At 64.4% G+C, this 21,091-nt stretch carries 23 protein-coding genes and 2 tRNA genes; 9 read left to right on the top strand and 16 right to left on the bottom strand.

Going from position 1 to position 21,091, the window contains the following annotated elements:
* The first annotated feature begins 18 nt into the window (after window positions 1-18).
* Window positions 19-759, top strand: coding sequence for an ABC transporter permease (locus ASG39_RS12885; RefSeq protein WP_062595589.1), 741 nt, complete (start codon window positions 19-21; stop codon window positions 757-759).
* A 75-nt stretch (window positions 760-834) separates the two neighbouring features.
* Here ASG39_RS12885 and ASG39_RS12880 read toward each other — a convergent pair whose 3' ends face one another.
* The 6 genes from ASG39_RS12880 to ASG39_RS12855 form a co-directional block, all read right to left on the bottom strand.
* The gene (locus ASG39_RS12880) at window positions 835-1,077 is read right to left on the bottom strand and encodes a hypothetical protein (protein ID WP_156468139.1); all 243 of its coding nucleotides are present in this window, start codon (window positions 1,075-1,077) and stop codon (window positions 835-837) included.
* 138 nt (window positions 1,078-1,215) lie between these two features.
* The gene (locus ASG39_RS12875; RefSeq protein ID WP_062595366.1) at window positions 1,216-1,953 is read right to left on the bottom strand and encodes a TfuA-like protein; all 738 of its coding nucleotides are present in this window, start codon (window positions 1,951-1,953) and stop codon (window positions 1,216-1,218) included.
* On the bottom strand, window positions 1,950-3,119 hold the full coding sequence (locus ASG39_RS12870; protein ID WP_082477209.1) for a YcaO-like family protein: 1,170 nt from the start codon (window positions 3,117-3,119) through the stop codon (window positions 1,950-1,952). Before ASG39_RS12870 ends, ASG39_RS12875 begins: the two co-directional genes overlap by 4 nt.
* A 5-nt stretch (window positions 3,120-3,124) precedes the next feature.
* The gene (locus ASG39_RS12865) at window positions 3,125-3,328 is read right to left on the bottom strand and encodes a hypothetical protein (RefSeq protein WP_062595364.1); all 204 of its coding nucleotides are present in this window, start codon (window positions 3,326-3,328) and stop codon (window positions 3,125-3,127) included.
* 100 nt (window positions 3,329-3,428) lie between these two features.
* Window positions 3,429-5,315, bottom strand: a complete 1,887-nt coding sequence (locus ASG39_RS12860; RefSeq protein ID WP_062595363.1) for a hypothetical protein — start codon at window positions 5,313-5,315, stop codon at window positions 3,429-3,431.
* Window positions 5,315-5,764: a helix-turn-helix transcriptional regulator gene (locus ASG39_RS12855; RefSeq protein ID WP_062595362.1), complete on the bottom strand. Its 450-nt coding sequence runs from the start codon at window positions 5,762-5,764 to the stop codon at window positions 5,315-5,317. The genes ASG39_RS12860 and ASG39_RS12855 overlap by 1 nt, the downstream gene beginning before the upstream one ends.
* 650 nt (window positions 5,765-6,414) lie before the next feature.
* On the opposite strand from ASG39_RS12855, the gene ASG39_RS12850 reads away from it, so the two are divergent.
* The gene (locus tag ASG39_RS12850; protein WP_062595361.1) at window positions 6,415-6,594 is read left to right on the top strand and encodes a hypothetical protein; all 180 of its coding nucleotides are present in this window, start codon (window positions 6,415-6,417) and stop codon (window positions 6,592-6,594) included.
* A gap of 9 nt (window positions 6,595-6,603) precedes the next feature.
* Window positions 6,604-7,374 (top strand): exodeoxyribonuclease III, encoded by a 771-nt coding sequence (gene xth / locus ASG39_RS12845; protein ID WP_062595360.1) that lies wholly within the window; start codon window positions 6,604-6,606, stop codon window positions 7,372-7,374.
* A 55-nt stretch (window positions 7,375-7,429) separates the two neighbouring features.
* On the opposite strand, the gene ASG39_RS12840 is transcribed toward xth, so the two are convergent.
* Window positions 7,430-7,505: transfer RNA gene (locus tag ASG39_RS12840), tRNA-Ala, on the bottom strand.
* 236 nt (window positions 7,506-7,741) lie between these two features.
* On the bottom strand, window positions 7,742-8,131 hold the full coding sequence (locus tag ASG39_RS12835) for a TIGR02300 family protein (RefSeq protein WP_062471147.1): 390 nt from the start codon (window positions 8,129-8,131) through the stop codon (window positions 7,742-7,744).
* Window positions 8,132-8,472: 341 nt separating this feature from the next.
* On the opposite strand from ASG39_RS12835, the gene cmk reads away from it, so the two are divergent.
* Window positions 8,473-9,105, top strand: a complete 633-nt coding sequence (gene cmk, locus ASG39_RS12830) for a (d)CMP kinase (protein WP_062595359.1) — start codon at window positions 8,473-8,475, stop codon at window positions 9,103-9,105.
* A 136-nt stretch (window positions 9,106-9,241) separates the two neighbouring features.
* Window positions 9,242-10,948, top strand: a complete 1,707-nt coding sequence (rpsA, locus tag ASG39_RS12825; protein ID WP_062595358.1) for a 30S ribosomal protein S1 — start codon at window positions 9,242-9,244, stop codon at window positions 10,946-10,948.
* 125 nt (window positions 10,949-11,073) lie between these two features.
* Here rpsA and ASG39_RS12820 read toward each other — a convergent pair whose 3' ends face one another.
* Window positions 11,074-13,263, bottom strand: a complete 2,190-nt coding sequence (locus ASG39_RS12820; RefSeq protein WP_062595357.1) for a hypothetical protein — start codon at window positions 13,261-13,263, stop codon at window positions 11,074-11,076.
* Between the two features lie 263 nt (window positions 13,264-13,526).
* Here ASG39_RS12820 and ASG39_RS12815 point away from each other — a divergent pair, with 263 nt between their 5' ends.
* Window positions 13,527-14,930: a nicotinate phosphoribosyltransferase gene (locus ASG39_RS12815; RefSeq protein ID WP_244481217.1), complete on the top strand. Its 1,404-nt coding sequence runs from the start codon at window positions 13,527-13,529 to the stop codon at window positions 14,928-14,930.
* Window positions 14,931-15,050: 120 nt separating this feature from the next.
* On the top strand, window positions 15,051-15,395 hold the full coding sequence (locus ASG39_RS12810) for a DUF6665 family protein (RefSeq protein ID WP_062595356.1): 345 nt from the start codon (window positions 15,051-15,053) through the stop codon (window positions 15,393-15,395).
* A gap of 20 nt (window positions 15,396-15,415) precedes the next feature.
* Here ASG39_RS12810 and ASG39_RS12805 read toward each other — a convergent pair whose 3' ends face one another.
* A complete protein-coding gene (locus tag ASG39_RS12805; RefSeq protein ID WP_062595355.1) occupies window positions 15,416-16,042 on the bottom strand; it encodes a ribonuclease D in 627 nt (208 codons plus the stop codon).
* 290 nt (window positions 16,043-16,332) lie between these two features.
* On the opposite strand from ASG39_RS12805, the gene ASG39_RS23895 reads away from it, so the two are divergent.
* Together ASG39_RS23895 and ASG39_RS12795 are read left to right on the top strand one after the other, a co-directional pair.
* Window positions 16,333-16,512 (top strand): hypothetical protein, encoded by a 180-nt coding sequence (locus ASG39_RS23895; protein WP_156468138.1) that lies wholly within the window; start codon window positions 16,333-16,335, stop codon window positions 16,510-16,512.
* Between the two features lie 120 nt (window positions 16,513-16,632).
* The gene (locus tag ASG39_RS12795; RefSeq protein ID WP_062595353.1) at window positions 16,633-17,664 is read left to right on the top strand and encodes a hydroxyacid dehydrogenase; all 1,032 of its coding nucleotides are present in this window, start codon (window positions 16,633-16,635) and stop codon (window positions 17,662-17,664) included.
* A 27-nt stretch (window positions 17,665-17,691) separates the two neighbouring features.
* Here the strand turns inward: ASG39_RS12795 and ASG39_RS12790 are convergent, their stop codons facing one another.
* The 6 genes from ASG39_RS12790 to ASG39_RS12765 all read right to left on the bottom strand — a co-directional run bounded on the left by ASG39_RS12790 (window position 17,692) and on the right by ASG39_RS12765 (window position 21,026).
* A complete protein-coding gene (locus tag ASG39_RS12790) occupies window positions 17,692-17,904 on the bottom strand; it encodes a hypothetical protein (RefSeq protein WP_062595352.1) in 213 nt (70 codons plus the stop codon).
* Window positions 17,905-17,985: 81 nt separating this feature from the next.
* Complete coding sequence (locus ASG39_RS12785; RefSeq protein WP_062595351.1) at window positions 17,986-18,222, bottom strand: hypothetical protein; 237 nt, start codon at window positions 18,220-18,222, stop codon at window positions 17,986-17,988.
* Between the two features lie 305 nt (window positions 18,223-18,527).
* Window positions 18,528-18,614 (bottom strand) — tRNA-Leu (locus ASG39_RS12780).
* A 95-nt stretch (window positions 18,615-18,709) separates the two neighbouring features.
* Window positions 18,710-20,173 carry a phosphomannomutase gene (locus tag ASG39_RS12775; RefSeq protein WP_062595350.1) on the bottom strand — a complete coding sequence of 488 codons (1,464 nt, stop codon included), beginning with the start codon at window positions 20,171-20,173 and terminating at the stop codon, window positions 18,710-18,712.
* Between the two features lie 140 nt (window positions 20,174-20,313).
* On the bottom strand, window positions 20,314-20,739 hold the full coding sequence (locus tag ASG39_RS12770) for a YqaA family protein (RefSeq protein ID WP_082477207.1): 426 nt from the start codon (window positions 20,737-20,739) through the stop codon (window positions 20,314-20,316).
* Window positions 20,736-21,026: a SelT/SelW/SelH family protein gene (locus ASG39_RS12765; RefSeq protein WP_062595349.1), complete on the bottom strand. Its 291-nt coding sequence runs from the start codon at window positions 21,024-21,026 to the stop codon at window positions 20,736-20,738. The genes ASG39_RS12770 and ASG39_RS12765 overlap by 4 nt, the downstream gene beginning before the upstream one ends.
* Between the last annotated feature and the right edge of the window lie 65 nt (window positions 21,027-21,091).

The following is a 21,091-nucleotide window of genomic DNA, read 5'->3' as shown; positions in this document are numbered from 1 at the left end:
ACGGCCAAGACCGCCCGGATCAGAGGGTGGATACCGCTGGGTCTGCGGGCTCTGCTGCTCGTCGCCCTTCTCGCCTTCCTGATCGCTCCGATGCTGTTCGAGCCGATCCTGAAGCCGCTGGTGCAGGACAACGCGCCTGCGATCTACAACCAGGGCAGCCTGTTGACGCTGACGCTCCTGCATCTGCGCATCGTCGCCATTGCGACGACGGCCGCCATTCTGGTGGCGGTGACGCTGGCAATTCTCGTGACGCGGCCGTTCGGCGCGGAGTTTCTGCCCTTGTCGCGCAGCCTCGTGAATGTCGGGCAGACCTTCCCGCCTGTGGCCGTTCTCGCCCTTTCCGTGCCGGCACTGGGTTTCGGGGAAAAACCGACGCTGGTGGCGCTTTTCCTCTACGGCCTGCTGCCGATCTTCGAAAACACGCTGACGGCGCTGACCACCCTGCCGCCTGCCGTGATGGAAGCCGCGCGCGGGGCAGGGATGACCGACCGGCAGCGTCTCTTCCGGGTGGAGCTTCCCTTGGCCGCCCCTGTCATCCTTGCGGGGATCAGACTGTCGATCACGGTAAGCCTGGCCACCGCGACCATCGGCTCGACGGTTGCGGCAAGGACGCTCGGAGAGGTGATCATCGCCGGGCTCCAGTCCAACAATCTCGCCTTCATCCTGCAGGGCGGCCTTATCGTCGGAGCGCTTGCCGTTCTGATCTATGACGGACTTTCGGCCCTGGAAGCCCGCCTGCGCCGGCGCGCCGGGATCTGACCGGCAGCCAGGCCCGGACTGCAGACTTGACTGCAGACTTGACTGCAGGCGGGGGGGCGGCGGCTTGAGCGTCGATCAGTGCGCGCGCTGACGCTGAAGGCTGGACTCCGAGAAGACGAGCCCATCGAACGTGCTGTCGTTTTCCTGCAGGACCGAGCGCAAGGCGAGGTCGAGGCAGTGGACGGCATTTCCCAGATTGAGATCGATCGCGTTTTGCCGGGCGAAGACGATCAGGCGGGCGAGGGCCCGGATTTCCTGAGGGTCTCGTTCGGTGTGCGTGAGGTCTACGGGTTCCGCAATCGGGTTGCTGAGTGTCATGTTCCAAGCCATTCGGTTGTCTTGAGGCGAGTGTAGCGACAGCCCCGGAAAACCGCGCGTGACACAGGCGTGACATAGGGTGCGTGACGTATGACGCTTCAGACGGAGGCTCTTCAAAACATTAGAGGTTTCGGATTCTCAACGCTGGATGAGCTCTTCCCAGAGTGTCGTTTGCTGAAAGACCCAACCGGGCTTCTCGCGTGATCGCGCGCTGGAAGAGGCCGCGAGCGCCTGAATCAGCAGGAGGGCGTCTTCCCGTTTCCGGTTGCAGGCATCGGCCTTCAGTTTCGCTTCGAGTGTCCGGCGCGTGTCCTCGTCCGGCAGATCGACCCTCTTCAGGATGCTGCGCCAGGTCCGGTCCTTGAAATGCAGCCCTCGCGCCGCCGCCTCGATCCGGTCGCAGAGATCCGGCGTGAGGCCGGTCCGCAGATCGGGCTGCGCGAGCGTTGCGAGGATATTGACCAGCGGCTCGCTCAGGCTTGCCCATCCAAGCTCCGCCGGCGCATGCAGCTGCGCGACATCGGCGTCATCCACCAGCACGCCATCGGCATAGGACTGCGCGATGGTGCCGATGCCGACCATTCCGAACACACGGCACTCGGCAGCCCGCAGCGCACCCATGCTCGCGGCACCGAACACCGCGACACCCGCGGACAGGGCATAGAGGATCTCCTTGTGCCAGACGGGCGCGGTATATTCGAACCCGCCATCCACCAGCCCGATCGCGGCGGCACCGTCGCGCACCGCGCGATAGACATCGCCCTGGATAGCCGGTGGCCGGATGTCGAGGCCCGCCGCGATCCGGGCCGCATCCGGCAACGTCGGCCCGACGAACAGAACTTTCCGACCGGTATCATCGTTTCCGGGGGACGTCATTGCGTGAGCGCCTGGCGCAGCGCGCGCGTCCCGTATCGCTGCCGACGCTTGCCCTCGGGGTTTTCAAGCGCAGGCGCGAGGACCTTGGCGACGGCGAAGGGAAGGTCCGGCCGGGAAAGCCGCGCCGCGATCATCAGGCCTGCCCCGCCTGCGTGGAGGGCATCGATCAGCGCCGCGCCGGACGAGGCGGGGAGGGTGGACGGGGTCCACGCGCGGGGCTCGGCCAGCATGGCCTGCCGCGTGCTGTCGGCGAGCGGCCTGTCATAGTCCTCGGGAAAAACGTCGTCGCGCGCACCGCTGATATAGGTCAGGCGCGACTGGGCGCTTTCGGTGATGGCCCGGAGGGCCGCCTGCCGCGGGACAGGGTGCGTGCCCGCGCCGAACGTCACGTCCACATGCTTCAGCGCTCCCGCAAGGCGGCTCGCCTCGGGACCGAGATAGGCGGAGAAGCAGGGAATGCCGAGATCGCTCGTGGCGTCGAACAGGCGCAGCACAAGCCCGGCCGCCGCGATCTGCCCTTCGAGCGCGCGGATGACGGGGCAGTCGAAATCGGATGGCGATACGCATGTCGCAAGGCGCGCGCCGAGAGCGCGCAACTGCCAGAGCGCATGGGCGTCGCGCTCCACGCGCTCCATCAGGCCATGAAAGATCGCCTCGTCCAGCGTATTGCCGGAGGCGAGCCCGTCGGAGGACTGCCAGTAGCGGCCATTCCGGATCGTGCGGTCGAGGGTGACGGCCTGCAAGGGCAGGAGGACGGGTTCGCCGGTGAGAAGATCCCGTCCCTCCACCCAGTCCGTCTCGTCGTCCGGGGCAAGCGGCTCGTGGCCCGATGCCACCAGTCCGGACAGCGGATGAAATGCCTGTCCGCGGGCCTTCAACGCCGCCAGGCTTGCGGTGAGCACCGCGACGGCGGGGTCGCACGCGACGGCCCGTTCGAGCGCTTCCATGACGGCCGAAGTCCGCGCGTCCGCGTCGGTTGCGCCCTTGCCCTGCGCCACGACGATGGATCTGGCATTGGGCGTATAGGCGCACCAGACAGGAATGCCGATCCGATCGAGCCCCGTGTGGCGGGCAACACGTGTGATGCCGAAGGCCGGAAGTAGAGGTGCAACGCGGTCGAAGGTCTCGGCCGCGGTGCAGGTCCGGTCGAAGGTCGTAAGGCGCAACGGTGTCAGTCGAAGAGACCGGAGAAAGCCTTGTCGGCCGGCGCGAGGGCGACGGCGAAATCGACGCCGCGAATGAAGGGCGCGCGGCTTGCGCGCAATTCGCCGGCCCGGCCATCGGTGTCTTCGAGCGGCTTCACTGTACCTGCCTCGACATCGGCGACATAGATCTGGCTATCCCCGGGGAAGCCGAAAACGACGGTTTTGGACATGCGATCCTCCTTTATGACAAAAATGACAAGGACAACCTTCTGCGATTTCCGGTTGTGATTGCCGATACGGGTAGGGCAGGTCGCGCAAACGAATCTGCCGCTAATATCCTGCCCGTGAAAGGCCTTCGCGGTAAAGCTCTTTCTGCCATGTTTCGCGGATGGGTAGAACGGCCAGCCAGCGGTCGAGATCGAAATGGGGGTTGGTCTCGCGGTCCTTGCGCCGGTAGCGGCGTGCTGACGCCATGTCGCCGAGCATGGCGAACGCGGCCGCTCTCAGCCGATCGGCCGAGGATTGATTGGTCATTCGGCCGATATAGTCGATGGCATCCTGGTATCGGCCGACGAAGTAGCTCGCACCAGCCGCGCTCCAGAAGTAATCGTCCGGGCTCAAGGGATTGAGGTCGATCGCCCGCTGGATCTTGCGCAGCCCCTCGTCGGGACGCGAGGCATGGACGAGCGAGTCGGCATAGCTGTAGATCGCGTCCGCATAATGGGGGCTCAGGGCCTCCGCACGTGCCAGAGCCTCGAGGCTTTCATCGAGATCGCCGAGATAGAGCTTGGCGACGCCCAGTTCCTTGTAGCCTGCGGCACTGGACGGGTCCTGCTGGATGGCAAGCCGCGCATGCTCTTCGGCCTTGTGCAGAAGGCCCTTGTCGCCGCGCGCCGTCAGCACCCATTCCAGCGAATAGGTGCGCGCCAGCCCGATGAAGCTCGGCGCGAAATCCCGTCTGTACTGAAGCGCCTCGCGAAAGCCGCGTCGTGCGCCGCGAATCGACGGGAGGGAAATGGTCTTCGTCTGGCGCGCGCCGGAGAGATAAGCCCGGTAGGCATCCGGATGATGCTCGTATTCGACCAGCGGATCGTAGTTGCGCTGCAGCTCCGTCGCGATGCTGTCGGCGATGATCTTGGCGATCACCCGCCTGTGCGAGGAAAACGGCGTGTCGAGCGAGAAGCGCTCCGCCCAGATGACCCGATCGAGCGGAACGAAGATGATCTGGACCAGAAGGCCTTCCGCACAAAGCGTGGTATCCACGAGATAGGAGATGGCATGCGTTTCCAGCATGGCGATCCGGTCATTGCTCTCCTGGATGCGCTTGGCGGTGTGCGGCGCGACGATCGAGATATTGCGCAGCGTGCACAGGCTGATGGCGATATCGTCGATCAGGGCTGCAACGGTGCCGGTGAGGGTCCGCGATGCTCCGAGGCGCAGGGCCGGCGGCAGCAGCGCCAGCCGCGGCAGCGACGCCGTCACGGTCAGCGCAAGCGAGGCCCGGGGCACGACCTGCGCATAGACGGGCAGGGGCGGATCGGAAGCAGCGCTCCCGGGCGCGGTCGAACGCCCCCCGGCGAACGGCAGGACCTTCGCCTCGGCGCTCGGGAAGCCCCTCTGCTGCGCCGACGGCGCGTTTTCCTCCAGCAGAGCCCGTACGGGTTCGTCGTGGACATTGCGTTCCAAGAGCAGGAAAGCCGCCTCCCGCAGGATCACGGTGTCCGGCAAGGCGGTGACCTCGCCGGCGACGGCAAACAGCCGCTCCCGCAGGCAGTGATACTGCACATCCATCTGCATCTCGCCCCAGCGCCGCAGGAAGCCGTCCGGCAGCTTGCCGAAGAGAAAGCGCTCCCGCAGCAGGGCCAGCATGGTTTCGAGCGAGGTATCGTCGCGGCGGAAGCAGGCGGCATCCACGACCAGTCGCTGCCCGTCGTCGCCAAGCGTGATGGAGGTCTCGCCGATGTCGAGGATCACGCTGTGATAGGCGAGTTGCGCCTTCCGGATGCGCGACACCATCTTGCGCAGATTGATGTGCTGCGCCTCACGGTCGGCTTCCGGCCAGAGCATGGCGGAGGCCTCGTCCCGCCGAAGCGCGGGGCGTTCGCCCAGGCGCAGGATGCAGACGAGCAGCAGGGCCTTTTGCGGAAAGGCGAGATCCTCGCCACTCCGGGTCTTCAGGGCCAGATTGCCGAATGTCTGCAGCCGCAGCGGACACATCAGGAGGGGTTGGCGGAAGCCTGCGCGACGGAAGCATCCGCCGGCTGCCGGGCGGACGTCTCTTCGCCCTGTGCCAGCGAGGTGACTAGGGCAACCACCGTCTTGCGAATGTCCGGGCTCTTGATGGACGAGAACGCCTTGTTCAGCGAGAGGCCTTCGCGCGTCGAGAGGAAAGCGTTGACGGCATCGAAGTCGGCGGCTTCCGGACGGGTCTGGTCGCTCGGATTGTCCTGGAAGAAGTAGCTGATCGGAACGCTCAGAATGTCGGCGGCGGCCTGCAGCCGGCTCGCGCCCATCCGGTTCACGCCCTTTTCGTACTTCTGGATCTGTTGGAAGGTGATGCCGAGGCGGTCGCCCAGCGCCGTCTGGCTCATCCCGAGGATAAGCCGGCGCGCACGAACACGACCTCCAACGTACACATCGATCGCATGGGGGGCTTTCGCGTTCATAGTCGCTCCTGCAGAAATACCGGCTGAATTCTCGTTGCGCGAGAATGTATGATTTTACAGAAAGAGCAATGAATTTCCTGCCGGATTGCAAGCAGCGGTCTCATGGCGCTTCTGGTTAGCAACCGATAACGTTTTCCAAACGCTTTTGCTACTCCTGTTGCTGAGAAAGAAGATCGTTATGTTCGAGGGTTGACAGTGACTTCGGCGAGCAATGTCAGAACCGTACGAAGCGTTCGGCATCCTCGAGGCGGCGGGACGGCGCTATCGGCGGTCTGGCTTTGGTAAGCGCGAAGGAGGATTTTTAAAAGGGTTAAAATTTGGTCAACTCGACCTGCTTATTTTGACCGGTATGCCCTGACTGCATAGCTGCACTGCAATATGAGAGCTTTCGGTTCTTCCGAAATTGCGTATGATCCTCTCATCGAACAGCGCACCTCCTCCCGCGCTCTTCGAGTTTCAGGGCTCCGATCCTCCTCCCCGGACCCCTGTAGGAATAGCGGCACTCCTCCTCCCAGCCGCTGTTCGGTTCTTTTGGAAAGCCTGCCGCACCTCCTCCCGCGGCAGGCTTTTCAGTTTCTGGAGGAGACGTCCCCGCATCTTTTTGCCGTCCGGAGCGTTGGCTGCCTGTTATCCGTCAGAAGGAGAAGGCAATGTCCAAGCGCGAATTGATCGATACCGGAACCGACAAGCGCTATGTGCGCCGCGATGAGAAGGGCCAGTTCATGGAAAGCGTGGATGTCGGCCGCTCGCTGTCGGCCGACGCCCGTCATGATGCCAAGACGAAAGCGCAACCCGGCGAAGGCGACAAGGGTGACCGGAAAGGTCACTGACGTCCTCCCATGCGGATCGCGACCTATAACGTCAACGGCATCAACGGCCGGCTCGACATTCTGCTTCGCTGGCTGAAGGAGAGCCGGCCCGATATCGTCTGCCTGCAGGAACTGAAGGCGCCGCAGGCGAAGTTTCCGAGAAAAGCGCTGGAGAAGGCGGGCTATGGCGCCGTCTGGCATGGGCAGAAAGCTTGGAACGGTGTTGCGATTCTGGAGCGGGATGCGATGCCAATTCTCACGCGCCGCGGCCTTCCCGGTGTGGAGGACGACGCGAGCCGCTATATCGAAGCCATCGCCGGCGGCATGATCGTCGGTGCGCTCTACGCCCCCAACGGCAATCCCTATCCGGGGCCGAAGTTTGCGCGAAAGCTCGACTGGTTCAAGGCCCTGACCGCCTATGGCGAGACGCTGCTGGCGTTCGGCATGCCCGCAGCCCTCGTCGGCGACTTCAACGTCATGCCGACGGACCTCGACGTCTATAATCCCGCCCGCTGGACCGACGATGCGCTCTTCCGCCCCGAGATCCGCAAAGCCTATCGCACGCTCGTCGATACCGGCTGGACCGACGCCGTCCGCGCGCTGCATCCCGACGAACAGATCTTCACCTTCTGGAAATATCTCCGCAACGCCTTTGCGCGCGACGCCGGCCTGCGCATCGACCATTGCCTCCTCAGTCCCGATCTCACCCCCCATCTCACCGCCTGCGGCGTCGACCGCCATGTCCGGGGATGGGAGAAAACCAGCGATCATGCGCCGGTCTGGATCGAACTGTCGTTGTGAAAAACGCAAGCTGATCGGAACGGAGCCTGCGGGAGAATTGAACTTCAAGGAGATTTGGTGGAGCTAAGCGGGATCGAACCGCTGACCTCTTGCATGCCATGCAAGCGCTCTCCCAGCTGAGCTATAGCCCCATAAAGGGTCCGGCAAGGCCGGTTCCGGGTACCGCCGGGCGCTTCGTCCCGGGCAGGTGCGGCTTATTACGTCCGCTTCCCGGAGATGGCAAGCCATAAAATCGATGGCATCGACATTTTGTTGAATTCGCGATGAAAACGCCTTGGTGGCGGCCAAAGAGCGGGGCGCGCCCAAACGAAAAGGCCTGCCTCTCGCGGGAAAGGCAGGCCTTCAGTAGAGGGAATGCGAAAGCGGATCAGACTTCGTCGTCGTCGTCGTTGACGCCGATCAGGTCGGACAGGCCGTCATTGTCGTCGTCTTCGTCTTCCTCGAGGAAGGTGTCGTCGTCGTCATTGTCGATCTCGACTTCGTCATCGCCCAGATCGGGGATGTCGTCGCCGTTCGCGCCCTCGTCGGCCTCTTCCAGGGAGACGAGTTCGACTTCCGGGTTCTCGGTGTCGACTTCCGCCACATCCTCTTCTTCCGCAGCCTTTTCCATGACCTTGGCGACGGACGTCTCTTCGAAGAAAGAGAGCGGGTAGGACTTGCCGGTGTACGGAGACACGATCGGGTCCTTGTTCAGGTCGTAGAACTTGCGGCCCGTTTCCGGGTCGATGCGCTTGGTTCCGAGTTCCGCTTTTGCCACTGTCGATGCCTCTTGAACGGCCGGACGAACCGGCGTCAGCCGGAATGCCGGCGGTAAACCTAAGATGAATTAGCCGGTCCCCTTAATCGGAAGGGCGCAGACTGTCAAAGCCAAAACGTGTGCGCGGACTGTTTCCCTGTCTGGAAGCGCACTGCCGGGCGCTTCTTGAGAGCCGGCGGATGCTCCGCTGGAAAAATCGTCCCGAAACGCCATCTTGCCAAAATGCAGGTTGTGGGGAATGAGACGTCCACGTCATCGGGAGACGGCATTGCCTGCCGCGATCATCGTGGTATCTCCCGGAGAGACGCATCCGGTGAAGCCTCTTATAGTCTAGGTGAAGCATGACGTTTATTATTGCCATCGACGGACCGGCTGCTGCGGGCAAGGGCACGCTGTCGCGTCGGCTCGCCGAAACCTACGGGTTTCACCACCTGGATACGGGGCTGACCTACCGCGCAACCGCGAAGGCGCTGCTCGATGCCGGTCTGCCCTTCGATGACGAGAGCCTTGCCGAAGCCATGGCGTTGAAGGTCGATCTCGCCGGGCTCGACCGTTCGGTGCTGTCCTCGCATGCGATCGGAGAAGCCGCGTCGAAGATCGCGGTCATGCCGGCGGTCCGGCGCGCGCTGGTTGAGGCGCAGAAGGCATTCTCGGCGCAGGCCCCGGGCACCGTGCTCGACGGGCGCGATATCGGAACGGTCGTCTGCCCGCAGGCCCAGGTGAAGCTATTCGTCACGGCCTCGCCCGAAGTGCGGGCCCGGCGCCGCTTCGACGAGATGACGGCGCACGGCGCACCGGCCGATTATCTCGCCGTCCTCGCCGATATCATCAGGCGGGACGAGCGCGACATGGGCCGCGCCGACAGCCCCTTGCGCCCGGCGTCAGACGCGCACTTGATCGATACCTCGGAAATGGGTATAGAGGCGGCGTTTTCAGCGGCGAAGTCAGTGATCGACGCCGCGTTAGCACACTAGCAGTCCGAACCGACCGTCCCCGCGCCGGAATTGTTCCCGATACGATGCCCTATGGGATCATCGGGAGCGGAGGGTCATCGGATATGATCAACGCAAACCCCCGGCGCCCGTGCCAATGGCACGACCAGGAGTATTCATGTCTGAAGCACAACCCACCCGCGACGATTTCGCAGCGTTGCTGCAGGAATCCTTCGCCCAGCAGGATCTGGCCGAAGGCTACGTCACAAAGGGTGTGATCACGGCCATCGAGAAGGACGTCGCCATCGTCGACGTCGGCCTCAAGGTCGAAGGCCGCGTCGCCCTGAAGGAATTCGGCGCGAAGGCCAAGGACGGCACGCTGAAGGTCGGCGATGAAGTCGAAGTCTATGTCGAGCGCATCGAAAACGCTCTGGGCGAAGCCGTTCTGTCGCGCGAGAAGGCTCGCCGCGAAGAAAGCTGGATGCGCCTGGAAGTGAAGTTCGAAGCCGGCGAACGCGTCGAAGGCGTCATCTTCAACCAGGTCAAGGGCGGTTTCACCGTCGATCTGGATGGTGCCGTTGCCTTCCTGCCGCGCAGCCAGGTCGATATCCGCCCGATCCGCGACGTCACCCCGCTGATGCACAACCCGCAGCCCTTCGAAATCCTCAAGATGGACAAGCGTCGCGGCAACATCGTGGTTTCGCGCCGGACCGTTCTGGAAGAATCCCGTGCCGAACAGCGTTCTGAAATCGTTCAGAACCTCGAAGAAGGCCAGGTCGTTGACGGCGTCGTCAAGAACATCACCGATTACGGTGCGTTCGTCGATCTCGGCGGCATCGACGGTCTGCTGCACGTGACGGACATGGCATGGCGCCGCGTCAACCATCCGTCCGAGATCCTGAACATCGGCCAGCAGGTCAAGGTTCAGATCATCCGCATCAACCAGGAAACCCACCGCATCTCGCTCGGCATGAAGCAGCTCGAGTCGGATCCGTGGGATGGCATCGGTGCGAAGTACCCGGTCGGCAAGAAGATCTCCGGTACCGTCACCAACATCACCGACTACGGTGCATTCGTCGAGCTGGAGCCGGGCATCGAAGGCCTGATCCACATCTCGGAAATGTCCTGGACCAAGAAGAACGTCCATCCCGGCAAGATCCTGTCCACGACGCAGGAAGTCGACGTTGTCGTTCTCGAAGTCGATCCGACCAAGCGCCGCATCTCGCTCGGCCTCAAGCAGACGCTCGAGAACCCGTGGCAGGCCTTCGCGCACAGCCATCCGGCTGGCACGGAAGTTGAAGGCGAAGTCAAGAACAAGACCGAATTCGGCCTGTTCATCGGCCTCGACGGCGACGTCGACGGCATGGTGCACCTGTCGGATCTCGACTGGAACCGTCCGGGCGAGCAGGTCATCGAGGAATACAACAAGGGCGACATGGTCAAGGCCGTCGTTCTCGATGTGGACGTCGACAAGGAGCGCATCTCGCTCGGCATCAAGCAGCTCGGCAAGGACTCGGTCGGCGAAGCCGCGACGTCCGGCGAACTGCGCAAGAACGCCGTCGTCTCGTGCGAAGTCACTGCCGTCAACGACGGTGGCCTCGAAGTTCGTCTCGTCAACCACGAGGACATCACCTCGTTCATCCGTCGTGCCGACCTGTCGCGCGACCGTGACGAGCAGCGTCCTGAGCGTTTCTCGGTCGGCCAGACCGTAGACGCCCGCGTCACGAACTTCTCCAAGAAGGACCGCAAGGTCATGCTTTCGATCAAGGCGCTGGAAATCGCTGAAGAAAAGGAAGCCGTCGCACAGTTCGGTTCGTCCGACTCGGGCGCATCGCTCGGCGACATCCTGGGCGCCGCCCTCAAGAACCGCGGCGGCAACGAGTAATCGTGGTCCGGTTCGACGGTCTGTCGGACAGCGTTTGAAACGAAAAGGCCCGCGGCGAGACATCGCCGCGGGCCTTTTCCTTTGTGGACTGTGTGTACCCTGCTCTGCGTTCGCTTGGTGCAGGATCAGGCGAGATCCGACAGGCGCTGGTAAAGATCGTAGGCATCATGGCGCGCGCCGTCGGCCGCCTCGGTAGTCTCTGGGTGCCCGGCTTCTGCCTGCCCGGCCTCCGCCTGCCCGGCCTCCGCCTGCCCGGCACCTGCTTGCCCGGCACCTGCTTGCAGAGCGGATCGAGGCGAAGCCTCGGCAGGCTCCGCTTCTTCCTCATCCCACGAAGAGCCGTCATCGTTCTCTCGGCTCTCGTCCTCTCCGCTCTGGGCGAAGCCGGCTTCGTCTTGCCCGCGATGGCGGCGCGGTTCGTCGTCTTCGATCTCGGTGCTGCCGGCTTCGGGGGCGTTGAGATAGGGCACGAAGGGGAAGCCGACCGCCTCCCGGAGGATGCTGGCCTCCAGTCCGCGCGGCGGGAGCGGCACGGCAACGACGTCTTCGCTTTGTGTCATCTGTGCAAGACCCAAGGTGGCACGGTCTTCGTCCATGACCGTCAGCAGATCCGCCTCGATGCTCGGGTGGCTTTGCGGGCGGGCGTTGGCAGACTCCGCCGACGGGTTTGCAGGGCCGCGTGCCTCCTGCGGCAGAAGCGCCTCGGATGTCTCGCCGAGGCTTCCCGACAGCATGTAGAACAGCGTCTCCCACTCATCGAGCTGTCCGATGGTATTGGCGACCTCGCGCAGGCCCGATGTCATCAGGGCGATTTCCACCTGGGGCAGAAGCGGCTCGAGCCGGCGCGCAGAGGGCTCCCCACTATCAGGCTCGCGGTGCGCGAGCGCGACGTCGCCCGACCTGCCGGGGCGCTGCGACGGCTGAAGGCCGCGGTCAGCCGGCGATACAGACACCGCATCGAGGGATGAGAGAGGCGCTGCAAGCGGGCGGGCCTGAAAGGTGATCGTCTCGGAAGGAGAGCGGGCGGCTCCCGGAAGCGATTCGCTCCCGGATCGTTCGGGGGCAGCCCGTTCGGGAGAAGATTGCGCGGGCAGGGGCTGAACCAGGGGCGCTGGAGCGCGCGGCGCCGGGGCATGATCGGGTGCTGTCCCCATCGAGGGCCGGCCGGCCAGTCGTCGTTCGGGGTGGTCCTCTTGGGAGAAGAGCGGATCGTTTCTGACGCCGCCGGTCGCCGCTTCGCCACCCGCTGTCGCACGCGTGACAGGGCTTGCAAGGGCGGTGGCGCCAGATCCAACGGAGACCTTGCCAGGCGTGGTCATCGCGGGCGTCCGTTCCGCAGGCCGACGCACGTCGTGCGGTTCGCCATATCGGTCCCCGCGGACGTCCCCCTCTCCTTCGCTCGGACCGCTTGCAACGTGGGCACCGGCCCCGACCCCGTCCCCGGCCCCGTCTGACGCGTCCGTACCGGCGTCTCGCGGCACGACAGGATCTGGTGGACCGTCAGAGAGGGTATCGAGCGCCTGTCCTCTGGCGATGGCCACAGCCTGCGCCAGCGCCTGTGCGTCTGACGCGAGGAAAGCGGTCGCGCTTCGCAAGGTCGGCACAGGGTCTTCCGCGGTCTGTATCGGACGGCCTGTGCTCTCCGGCGCGGGTGCCGCGGCGGCGGAACGTGCATCGGACGCCGGGTCCGGCCTTGCGAGCGGAGGCGTCGTTGCTTCCGGAGAAAAGGCCTGTCCGAGCGCCTGCTGCAGATGCGGCGCATTGGGCGCGACGCCCGGAGCCTGCGAGAAGGCCATGCGGGTCGGAAGCGGCGCCTGGATGGTCGGCTGGCGAAAAGCCGGCCGGTCGTCCTCGTCCGGAAAGAGGGCGGAGACGGCATCGGGATGCCAGAGGCCGTCGCGCGTCAGCGGCATGTCGATCCGCAGATCGATGGTCAGTGCCGGGCGCAGCGTTTCCACCAGCATTTTCAACGCGGCCAGAAGCGGCTGCTGGTTGAGCTGTTTTTCGATCAGCGCCCGCGCGGCAGGCGGCAGGACATCCATGTGGCCGGCCAGGCGGCGGGTGAAGTCGCGCAGGCTCTCCTGCGGCTGCGGCGGAAAATCGACGATCCGGGCCAGGGCTTCCGTCAGGCGGGCCAGCGCGACGCGCGTTGCCGGATCCGCATTCGGCATATCGCGCAGGACGATTTCGATGACGTGCAGGATGGCGTCGAACCGCTTCGTCGCCACCGAGGGAAGCACCTGCCGGTCCTTGGCCGTACCGCCATCGGTCAGCGCGGCTGCGGCACTCCGGGAGATGGCGGTCGATGTCTGCATGGCAGTCTCCGTCCATGTCCGGCCTCGGCCGGGTGCGATTGATGAGAAACGAACGCAGGGAGCGGGTGCCCTGCCGGCCGGCGGGTTCAGGCGCGCCAGGCGAAACCGGCGTCATGATGTCGATGGGCGCGTCATGCGCATGCCCGCCAGAATACACCTGGAGGCAGCATATGCCGGGGAAAGAGCCGGCGAGGCATGAATGTCTCCAGATTAGCGCAATATGGTTACGATATCGTTAGCGAAATGCGGATGCGTATCGCGCGATGGACGGAAGGCTGAACGACATGAACTGGGACAATCTCATCCTCAACACCGACAGCTACAAGCTCAGCCATTTCCTGCAATATCCGCCGGAGACGACGGCGATCTCCTCCTACATCGAGACGCGTGGCGGGACCGATCTCATCGATGTCGTGTTCTTCGGTCTCCAGATTTTCCTGAAGGACGTCCTGAGCCGGCCCGTGACGATGAGCGACGTGGCGGAGGCCGAGGACATCGTAAAGGCCCACGGCCTGCCGTTCGATCGTGCCGGCTGGACGCATATCGTCAACGCGCATGGCGGATACCTGCCGCTGCGGATCGAGGCGCTGCCGGAGGGCACGCTGACGCGCCGCGGCATACCGCTGGTTCAGGTCGTCAACACGGACCCCGCCTGCTGGTGGCTGACATCGCATATCGAAACGGCGCTGCTGCGCGCCGTCTGGTACCCGTCAGCGGTGGCCAGCAACGTCCGCAAGGTCAAGCTGGCTCTGCGCGACGCGTTGGAACGCACCGCCGACGAGCCCGAGCTTCTGCTGCCGTCGCGCCTGCTGGATTACGGCGCGCGCGGCGTCGGCGCCTTCGAGCAGGCCGGCATCGGCGGCGCGGCCCACCTCGTTCATTTCACGGGCACGGATACGCTGTCCGGCGTCCTCACCGCCCGTCGCTGCTATGGCGCTGCCATGGCGGGACGCTCCATGCCTGCCTCCGAGCATTCCACCATGACGGCCTGGGGCGGCGACCGCGAGGCGGATGCCTATGCCAACATGGTCGCCCGCTTCGCACCCTCCGGCGCCTTCGCCGTCGTCTCCGACAGCTACGACATCAACCAGGCGGTCTCGTTCATCTGGGGCAAGCAGCTGCGCGACACGGTCAAGGCAAGCGGCGCGACGGTCTATATCCGCCCCGACAGCGGCGATCCGATCGAGACGCCCGTGCAGGTCGTGCAGCAGCTCGACTATCGCTTCGGCGCCACACAGAACCGCAAGGGCTTCAAGGTTCTCGATCGCTGCGTCCGGGTGATCCAGGGCGACGGCATCACGCTGGCCGATATGAACCAGATCCTCAGCCGGCTGGAAGCCTTCGGCTATTCCGCCGAAAACATCACCTTTGCCATGGGCGGCGGCATCCTGCAGAAGGTGAACCGCGATACCTACGCCTTCGCCATGAAAGCCAATGCGCGCCAGGACACGAGCGGGCGCTGGCACGACGTCTGGAAACGCCCGGCCACGATGAACGTCAAGGCCTCCAAGGCCGGTCGCCAGGCCGTCGTGTCGGGTCTCGCGGGGCTTGAGGCGGCGCGGCTCGATGCGCTCGCCGGGCGCGAAAACCAGCTGCAGCCGGTCTGGCAGGATGGTCGCCTGCTGAAAGACTGGTCGTTCGAGGAGGTTCGCGCACGGGCCCGATAGGGTCGAGGATCAGAGTGGCCCGAGCGCGCCGATCACTTGCAGCCGGATGGCACGCGCCCCAGATTCGAGGGATCGCCCCGATTGTCCGTTTCGTCGGGGCGGCAGAGGAAGGATCTCGCCATGTCTGTCAGGCCGCCACAATCGTTCAGCAATCCCGGCGGCTCACGCCAGACCGGCCTCGACATCCTCGAATATGAATTGATGGCCGAACGCGCGGATGCGCTGGGGCGTCACGGGCTGAGAGTGGAACAGGCGATCGCGGCGCTGCAGGTGCTGGATGACCCGGAGACGACGCCGGCGCGGCGCGAGGACCTGCTGGATACGGCCGCCGACGTTGTCTGGTCGTTCTTCATCCAGCGCGAGATCTGTGGGCTCCGCTCCAACCGCGATGCCATCGAGCGTTACCGCATTCCCAGAGAGGTCGTCGCCCGCCTCGGCGTCGTGCGCAAGAAGGGCCAGACCTGACGGCGCAGTCACTGGCCGGTTCAACTATGCGAAAAAATGTCCGTGTCGTCCCAGCCGAGCAGGTCGAGCTTCGCGCGGGTGGGCAGAAACGAAAAGCAGGCCTCCGCATGGTCGATCCGTCCGTCCCGCATCAGGCGCTGGTTGAGCTTGTCGCGCAGGGCATGCAGGTGCAGGACGTCGGAGGCGGCATAGTCGAGCTGCGCCGGGGTCAGTATGGGGGCTGCCCAGTCGGAGGACTGCTGCTGCTTGGAGATGTCGACCTCCAGCATTTCCTTCAGATTGTCCTTCAGGCCGTGGCGGTCGGTATAGGTGCGCGACAGGCGCGAGGCGATCTTGGTGCAGAACACCGGCGTGGTGGTGACGCCGAAGGTGTGGAAGAGCACGGCGATATCGAAGCGCCCGTAGTGAAAGATCTTCTGTCGGGCAGGGTCGGCAAGCATGTGCACCAGATTGGGGGCCATCGTCTGCCCCGCCGCGATCTGCACGATATCGGCCGTTCCGTCCCCCGGCGACAATTGAACGAGGCACAGGCGATCGCGGCGCGGCACGAGGCCGAGCGTCTCCGTATCCACGGCAATCGCGCCGTTGTAACGCGCAGCGTCGTCCGCGGCGATATCACCTTCGTGAAACCGGATTGTATTCGGCATGGAGATCCCCACATCATCCTTTGACAGGCTGCGCCGGCGGTATAGCGCGGAACCGGTTCCGATGCGATAGGGTCGCTGGGGCTCCAGCGGCGGAACCGGTCAGCGGGCGACGGATGGGCGGAAAAGGGGCGTGAGCCATGGGACGAAAGATCTGCAACTGGGCCATGGCCGCATGCATCGGCATCGTGGCAGCCCTCGGCGCCGCAGCGACTGCGACTGCGGCCGAACCCCGGAAGCCGGCCTTGACCTTCGACAGCCTGCCCGGTGTCAAACCGGAGGATCCGTTGGGCATGACAAGCAATTTGCGCTGCGAACAGGTGCTCATCGATCGCGCGCTCGGCAACATCGTGCCGACGCGGGGCCCGCGATACCATACGGTCAATGTCTGCAGCCGGGATGGAGGCCCCGAATTCGTCTCGCCCCGCCTGCCGCCATCGAACTATCGGCAGCTTCGCGGCCTGAATTATTAACCCCCGCGCCGCGATTTCCCATCCGCTTTTCGTCTGCTACGGAAGAGTGCGTTCAGCCGCAAAGGCTGATGCACCACGCTCTTCGACGACGTGGCACCTGACGATGCGGGAGGAACGCGAATGTCCGAAAACGAAAAGCCGCTGGTGATCAGCGCACCCGAGCCGCGAACGCTCGATCTGATCTTCACAACGGAAGCCCTTGGCGCCCTTCACGACCGTTATCGGATCGTCGAGGTGGCGGCCGATACCGTCGCCAGTCTCGATGGTGATATACTGGGTGCGGCGCGCTACGTCCTCGGCCAGCCGCCGCTCGACGCCGCGACGCTGGCGCGGATGCCCAAACTGCGCTCCATCCTGAATGTGGAAAGCAACCTTATCAACAATATGCCCTATGACGTGCTGTTTGAGCGCGGCATCCATGTCGTCACCACGGGTCAGGTCTTTGCCGAGCCCGTGGCGGAACTGGGTCTCGCCATGGCGCTCGGCATCGCACGCGGCGTCGTCGATGCCGATCTCGATTTTCGCGAGGGGCGGGAGCTCTGGGGCGGAGACGGCAATCGGACGGCGCGGCTTCTCAGTGGCTCGGATGTCGGCATCATCGGCTTTGGCGATCTCGGCAAGGCACTGAACCGGGTCCTTACCGGTTTCCGGACGGTCACGCGGGTGTTCGATCCCTGGTTGCCGGCCTCGATTCTCAAGGACAACGGCGTCGTTCCGGCGGATCTGGACACCGTGTTGTCGGAAAGCGATTTCATTTTCGTCGTGGCCGCGGTGACGAGTGAGAACGAAGGCTTCCTCGACGCGCGCGCGTTCGCAAAGATGAAGAAGGGGGCGGCCTTCATTCTCCTGAGCCGCGCCAATGTCGTGGACTTCAAGGATCTGATGGCCGCCGTCGAGCAGGGTCACATCGTTGCGGCGAGCGACGTCTTCCCCGAAGAGCCCCTGCCGCTCGACCACAAGGTTCGCACCTTGCCCGGCTTTCTGCGCTCGGCGCACAGGGCCGGAGCGCTCGACAGCGCCTTCAAGAAAATGGGCGACATGGTGCTCGAAGACATGGACCTGATGGACCGCGGCCTGCCGCCCATGCGCTGCAAGCGCGCCGAGCGGGAAACCGTATCCCGCATGCGCTCGAAGCCCGTCACCAACAACTAAGGACGCGCGGGACTGGCGTTCTGGAGATCAGGTCTCGTCGGCGGTGATTCTGCGCATCGCCGCCAGCAGTGCCGCCTCGCTGGTATGGCCCGTCTTGTAGAGGCCGAGGAGCACGGTCGCGACATCGCGACCGTCCGCACTGTCGATCGGCGTGCCGATCTCCTGGCACCAGAGATCGAGTGCCCGGTAGACGACATCGATTTCCGTTTGCTCGAGCGCCATATCCGAGATGAACGACATGACGTCCTCCTTCTTCCCTGCAGGGACAGCCGACCTGACCTGGCGTCGATCTGTAAGGGCATCCTGCAGGTCGGGCAATCCCTACATCGACGGGCTTGCGTCATTCCGCATGGAGGAAGAGGCGGAGGCCTCCATCAGCGATGCAGCGATCGCCATGGCCAGAAGCTTGCCCTTCGCGCGAACCGCCCCCGTATTCGCGTCCCGCACCGATACGGCAAGGTCCATGCCTTCCCGCATCAGGATCTGCTGTGCCCGCAGCACAGCCCAATTTTCCACGTTCTCGTAGTTCCCCATCACGACACCCCTTCGCTTGATCATGAAGCTTACATGTCCCCTCCCTTGGAGCGCGAAACAGGCGCACCGCGAATCATCGGAACATGTTCAAGGAAATGCGAAAAGAGGCCGCCTGAGAAGCGTGACTTCTTCAGGATGAAAAGTAAGAGTTTTGCGACAGCGGTTCGGATGGGGGCCCGCGGCTGCATCCGTGGCAGGCCTCATGTTGCGGACTGATCACACCGTTGCCGCTGATGCTGTCGTCATGCGGTGGCTGGCCTGGTCTGACAGACGCCCAAAACGCCAAAAGCCCTGCTTAAGCAGGGCTTTATGGATCATCATCGGGAATTTGGTGCCCAGAAGAGGACTCGAACCTCCACACCCTTTCGGGTACCAGCACCTGAAGCTGGCGCGTCTACCAATTCCGCCATCTGGGCGACGAGCGGGGATGTAAAAGGCCGGGCGTCCGGTGTCAACAGCGTTTTTGAAGATTTCGCGACAGCGGGGATAAATAACGGAAATTCCTCGCTTTTCATTCCGAGGCGCGACCCGTCGTCCCGGCCTGTCCGAATTGGTCCGCCCAGTCACGGATGCGGGCGAGACCGTCGGCCAGCAGGGCCTGTGCCTTCTCCTCGGTGGCGCTTTCCACATAGCAGCGCATTTCCGGGGCGTTGCCGGATGGGCGGAGGTGGACGATGCTGTCGTCCATCAGCGTGATCCGCAGGCCGTCGATATCGCTGACGGCGGCGGGCGCGCCGAGCGGCTTCAGGAACGCGGCGAGTGCTTCAGGCGTGCTGCGCAACGCCGCCATCAGAGCCTGGCTCGTTTCCACCGGAAATCGCTCCAGGCGGTCGCTGAGCGCGACGGGCAGGCGGTAGCCTGCAACGATGGCCGAAAGCGGCTCACGGCGCTCTGCGGCCTGATAAAGCACGGCCAGCACCGGCAGGAAGCAGTCCCGTGTCGGCAGGGCGGCAAACCGGGTGCCGTTGACCGTCACATCGCTCCCCGTCAAGGTTCCGCCATTCGCCTCGAAACCGACCACGCAGGCATGGCCTGACGTGACCGCGTCCTGCATGCCGGCAATGACGAAGGGGGAACCGACGCGGGTCCGGAGCACCTCGGTCGTGCCGCGTCGCTCCAGCCCGGAATTCGAGGTGACGGGGGTGACCGCGACGGTCGCGCCGAGGAATTCGGCCGCGATCAGGCCGAGCAGATCGCCTCGGATCGGCTCGCCGGCTTCGTTGCTGACGAGCGGCCGGTCGCCGTCTCCATCTGCTGAAACGATCGCATCGAGCGCATGCTCGCCCGCCCAGCGGCGAAGAGCCGAAACGGTGTCCGCGGAGACCGCTTCGGTATCGACCGGAATGAAGGTGTCGGACCGGCCGAGCGGAACCACTTCTGCGCCGTAACGCGCGAGCACATCGACGAAGAGGTCGCGAGCGACCGTCGAGTGCTGGTAGACCCCGACTTTGAGGCCGGATAGCGCGCGCTCCGGCAGGAGGGCCATGTTGCGGGCGATGAAGAGGTCGCGCACGGTCGGCTCGATATTTGGCACCTCGGCGGGCGTCGCATCGATCGCGACGAGGCTCGCCTGAAGCGCATCCGCCGCCTGCGTGATCGCCAGTTCGTCGTCCTTCGCGATCTCTCCGTCCGGCCGGTAGAACTTGATACCGTTGCGGTCGGCGGGAATATGCGAGCCGGTGACCATCAGTGCGGCGGAGCGGGTGGTCAGCGCATAGAGCGCAAGCGCCGGCGTCGGTACGGTGCCGCAGTCGCGCACGGTCAGACCGGCGCGCAGGAGCGCACCTGCTGCGATGGCGGCGATCGCCGGACTGGACGCACGGAAGTCTCGCGCGATCAGAACCGTGTCGCCGGGCTTGGCCTGACCGGAGGCAAGCAGCGTGTGCGCGAAGGCGGTGGCATAAAGCGCGGCAGCCGGGCCTTCGAGATCGACGGACAGGCCACGCAGCCCGCTGGTTCCGAATTTCAGGCTCATGGGGATCTGGCTCCTGCGTCTTCCAAAGCGTGCCCGGTGGCGCGCGGCATGTCTGGCAGGAATAACGCAAAGCCGGGCCACGTCAAAGCCGCGGGACGAGCGGGGGCCACGAAAATAAGAAGGAAGTTACCGAAGCCGCCTCAACCGAAAACCCAGACCAGCAGGGCATAGCGGACGGCCTTGCCGATCGTGACATAGAGCACGAAGGCGGGCCACGGCATGCGCAGCAGCCCCGCAGCCAGCGTCAGCGGATCGCCGATGACGGGAAGCCAGGAGAGCAACAGAACCGGCTGCCCATACTTTCGGAAAATCGCCTCCGCCCGCGCGCGGCTCTTCTGCGAGACGGGAAACCACCGCCGTCCCTCGAACCGGAGGAAGAAGCGACCGAGGACGAAATTGACGACGGCACCCGATACGTTGCCAAAGGTGGCGACGATGAAGACGAGACCGCGCGGCAGATCCGGATCCTGAAGCGCCGAGATGACGACAGCTTCCGACAGCCCGAAAAGAAGCGTGGCGGACAAGAATGCCGCGGCGAAGACGCCGACGAGGGCTGCAAGGCTCAAGAGGCGGGCCGATCCGTATGCCCGAGATCGCGCTCCGGCGCGATAAGGTCCCGCACCCGCTGTTTCAGCTCCTTCGGTCCCGGAAACCCGCCATCTGCCTTGCGCTCCCAGATCAGCGTCTCATCGACCCGGATCTCGAACACGCCGCCAGTTCCCGGAACGAGGGCCACTTCGCCAAGCGCGTCTGAAAAGGTCTGAAGCAGCTCCTGCGCCATCCAGCCGGAGCGCAGGAGCCAGTTGCACTGCGTGCAATAGAGAATGCTGATGCGGGGCTTTCCCTGGCTCATGATCCTGCTCCTTCGGCGGTCCAGTCGTGACGGGGCCGGTTACATTGCTCGCGACATCGAAACGG

This window comes from Rhizobium sp. Leaf371 (assembly GCF_001424045.1).
Classification (GTDB): domain Bacteria; phylum Pseudomonadota; class Alphaproteobacteria; order Rhizobiales; family Rhizobiaceae; genus Ferranicluibacter.
This window is presented reverse-complemented; position numbering and strand designations above follow the sequence as displayed.

Bases quoted from the DNA above. Each gene is read 5' to 3' on its own strand.
- ASG39_RS12880 (WP_156468139.1), bottom strand. From the start codon at position 1,077: ATGACACTCAGCAACCCGATTGCGGAACCCGTAGACCTCACGCACACC.
- ASG39_RS12875 (WP_062595366.1), bottom strand. From the start codon at position 1,953: ATGACGTCCCCCGGAAACGATGATACCGGTCGGAAAGTTCTGTTCGTC.
- ASG39_RS12865 (WP_062595364.1), bottom strand. From the start codon at position 3,328: ATGTCCAAAACCGTCGTTTTCGGCTTCCCCGGGGATAGCCAGATCTAT.
- ASG39_RS12860 (WP_062595363.1), bottom strand. From the start codon at position 5,315: ATGTGTCCGCTGCGGCTGCAGACATTCGGCAATCTGGCCCTGAAGACC.
- ASG39_RS12855 (WP_062595362.1), bottom strand. From the start codon at position 5,764: ATGAACGCGAAAGCCCCCCATGCGATCGATGTGTACGTTGGAGGTCGT.
- ASG39_RS12850 (WP_062595361.1), top strand. From the start codon at position 6,415: ATGTCCAAGCGCGAATTGATCGATACCGGAACCGACAAGCGCTATGTG.
- xth (WP_062595360.1), top strand. From the start codon at position 6,604: ATGCGGATCGCGACCTATAACGTCAACGGCATCAACGGCCGGCTCGAC.
- cmk (WP_062595359.1), top strand. From the start codon at position 8,473: ATGACGTTTATTATTGCCATCGACGGACCGGCTGCTGCGGGCAAGGGC.
- rpsA (WP_062595358.1), top strand. From the start codon at position 9,242: ATGTCTGAAGCACAACCCACCCGCGACGATTTCGCAGCGTTGCTGCAG.
- ASG39_RS12820 (WP_062595357.1), bottom strand. From the start codon at position 13,263: ATGCAGACATCGACCGCCATCTCCCGGAGTGCCGCAGCCGCGCTGACC.
- ASG39_RS12815 (WP_244481217.1), top strand. From the start codon at position 13,527: ATGGACGGAAGGCTGAACGACATGAACTGGGACAATCTCATCCTCAAC.
- ASG39_RS12810 (WP_062595356.1), top strand. From the start codon at position 15,051: ATGTCTGTCAGGCCGCCACAATCGTTCAGCAATCCCGGCGGCTCACGC.
- ASG39_RS12805 (WP_062595355.1), bottom strand. From the start codon at position 16,042: ATGCCGAATACAATCCGGTTTCACGAAGGTGATATCGCCGCGGACGAC.
- ASG39_RS23895 (WP_156468138.1), top strand. From the start codon at position 16,333: ATGACAAGCAATTTGCGCTGCGAACAGGTGCTCATCGATCGCGCGCTC.
- ASG39_RS12795 (WP_062595353.1), top strand. From the start codon at position 16,633: ATGTCCGAAAACGAAAAGCCGCTGGTGATCAGCGCACCCGAGCCGCGA.
- ASG39_RS12790 (WP_062595352.1), bottom strand. From the start codon at position 17,904: ATGTCGTTCATCTCGGATATGGCGCTCGAGCAAACGGAAATCGATGTC.
- ASG39_RS12785 (WP_062595351.1), bottom strand. From the start codon at position 18,222: ATGATCAAGCGAAGGGGTGTCGTGATGGGGAACTACGAGAACGTGGAA.
- ASG39_RS12775 (WP_062595350.1), bottom strand. From the start codon at position 20,173: ATGAGCCTGAAATTCGGAACCAGCGGGCTGCGTGGCCTGTCCGTCGAT.
- ASG39_RS12765 (WP_062595349.1), bottom strand. From the start codon at position 21,026: ATGAGCCAGGGAAAGCCCCGCATCAGCATTCTCTATTGCACGCAGTGC.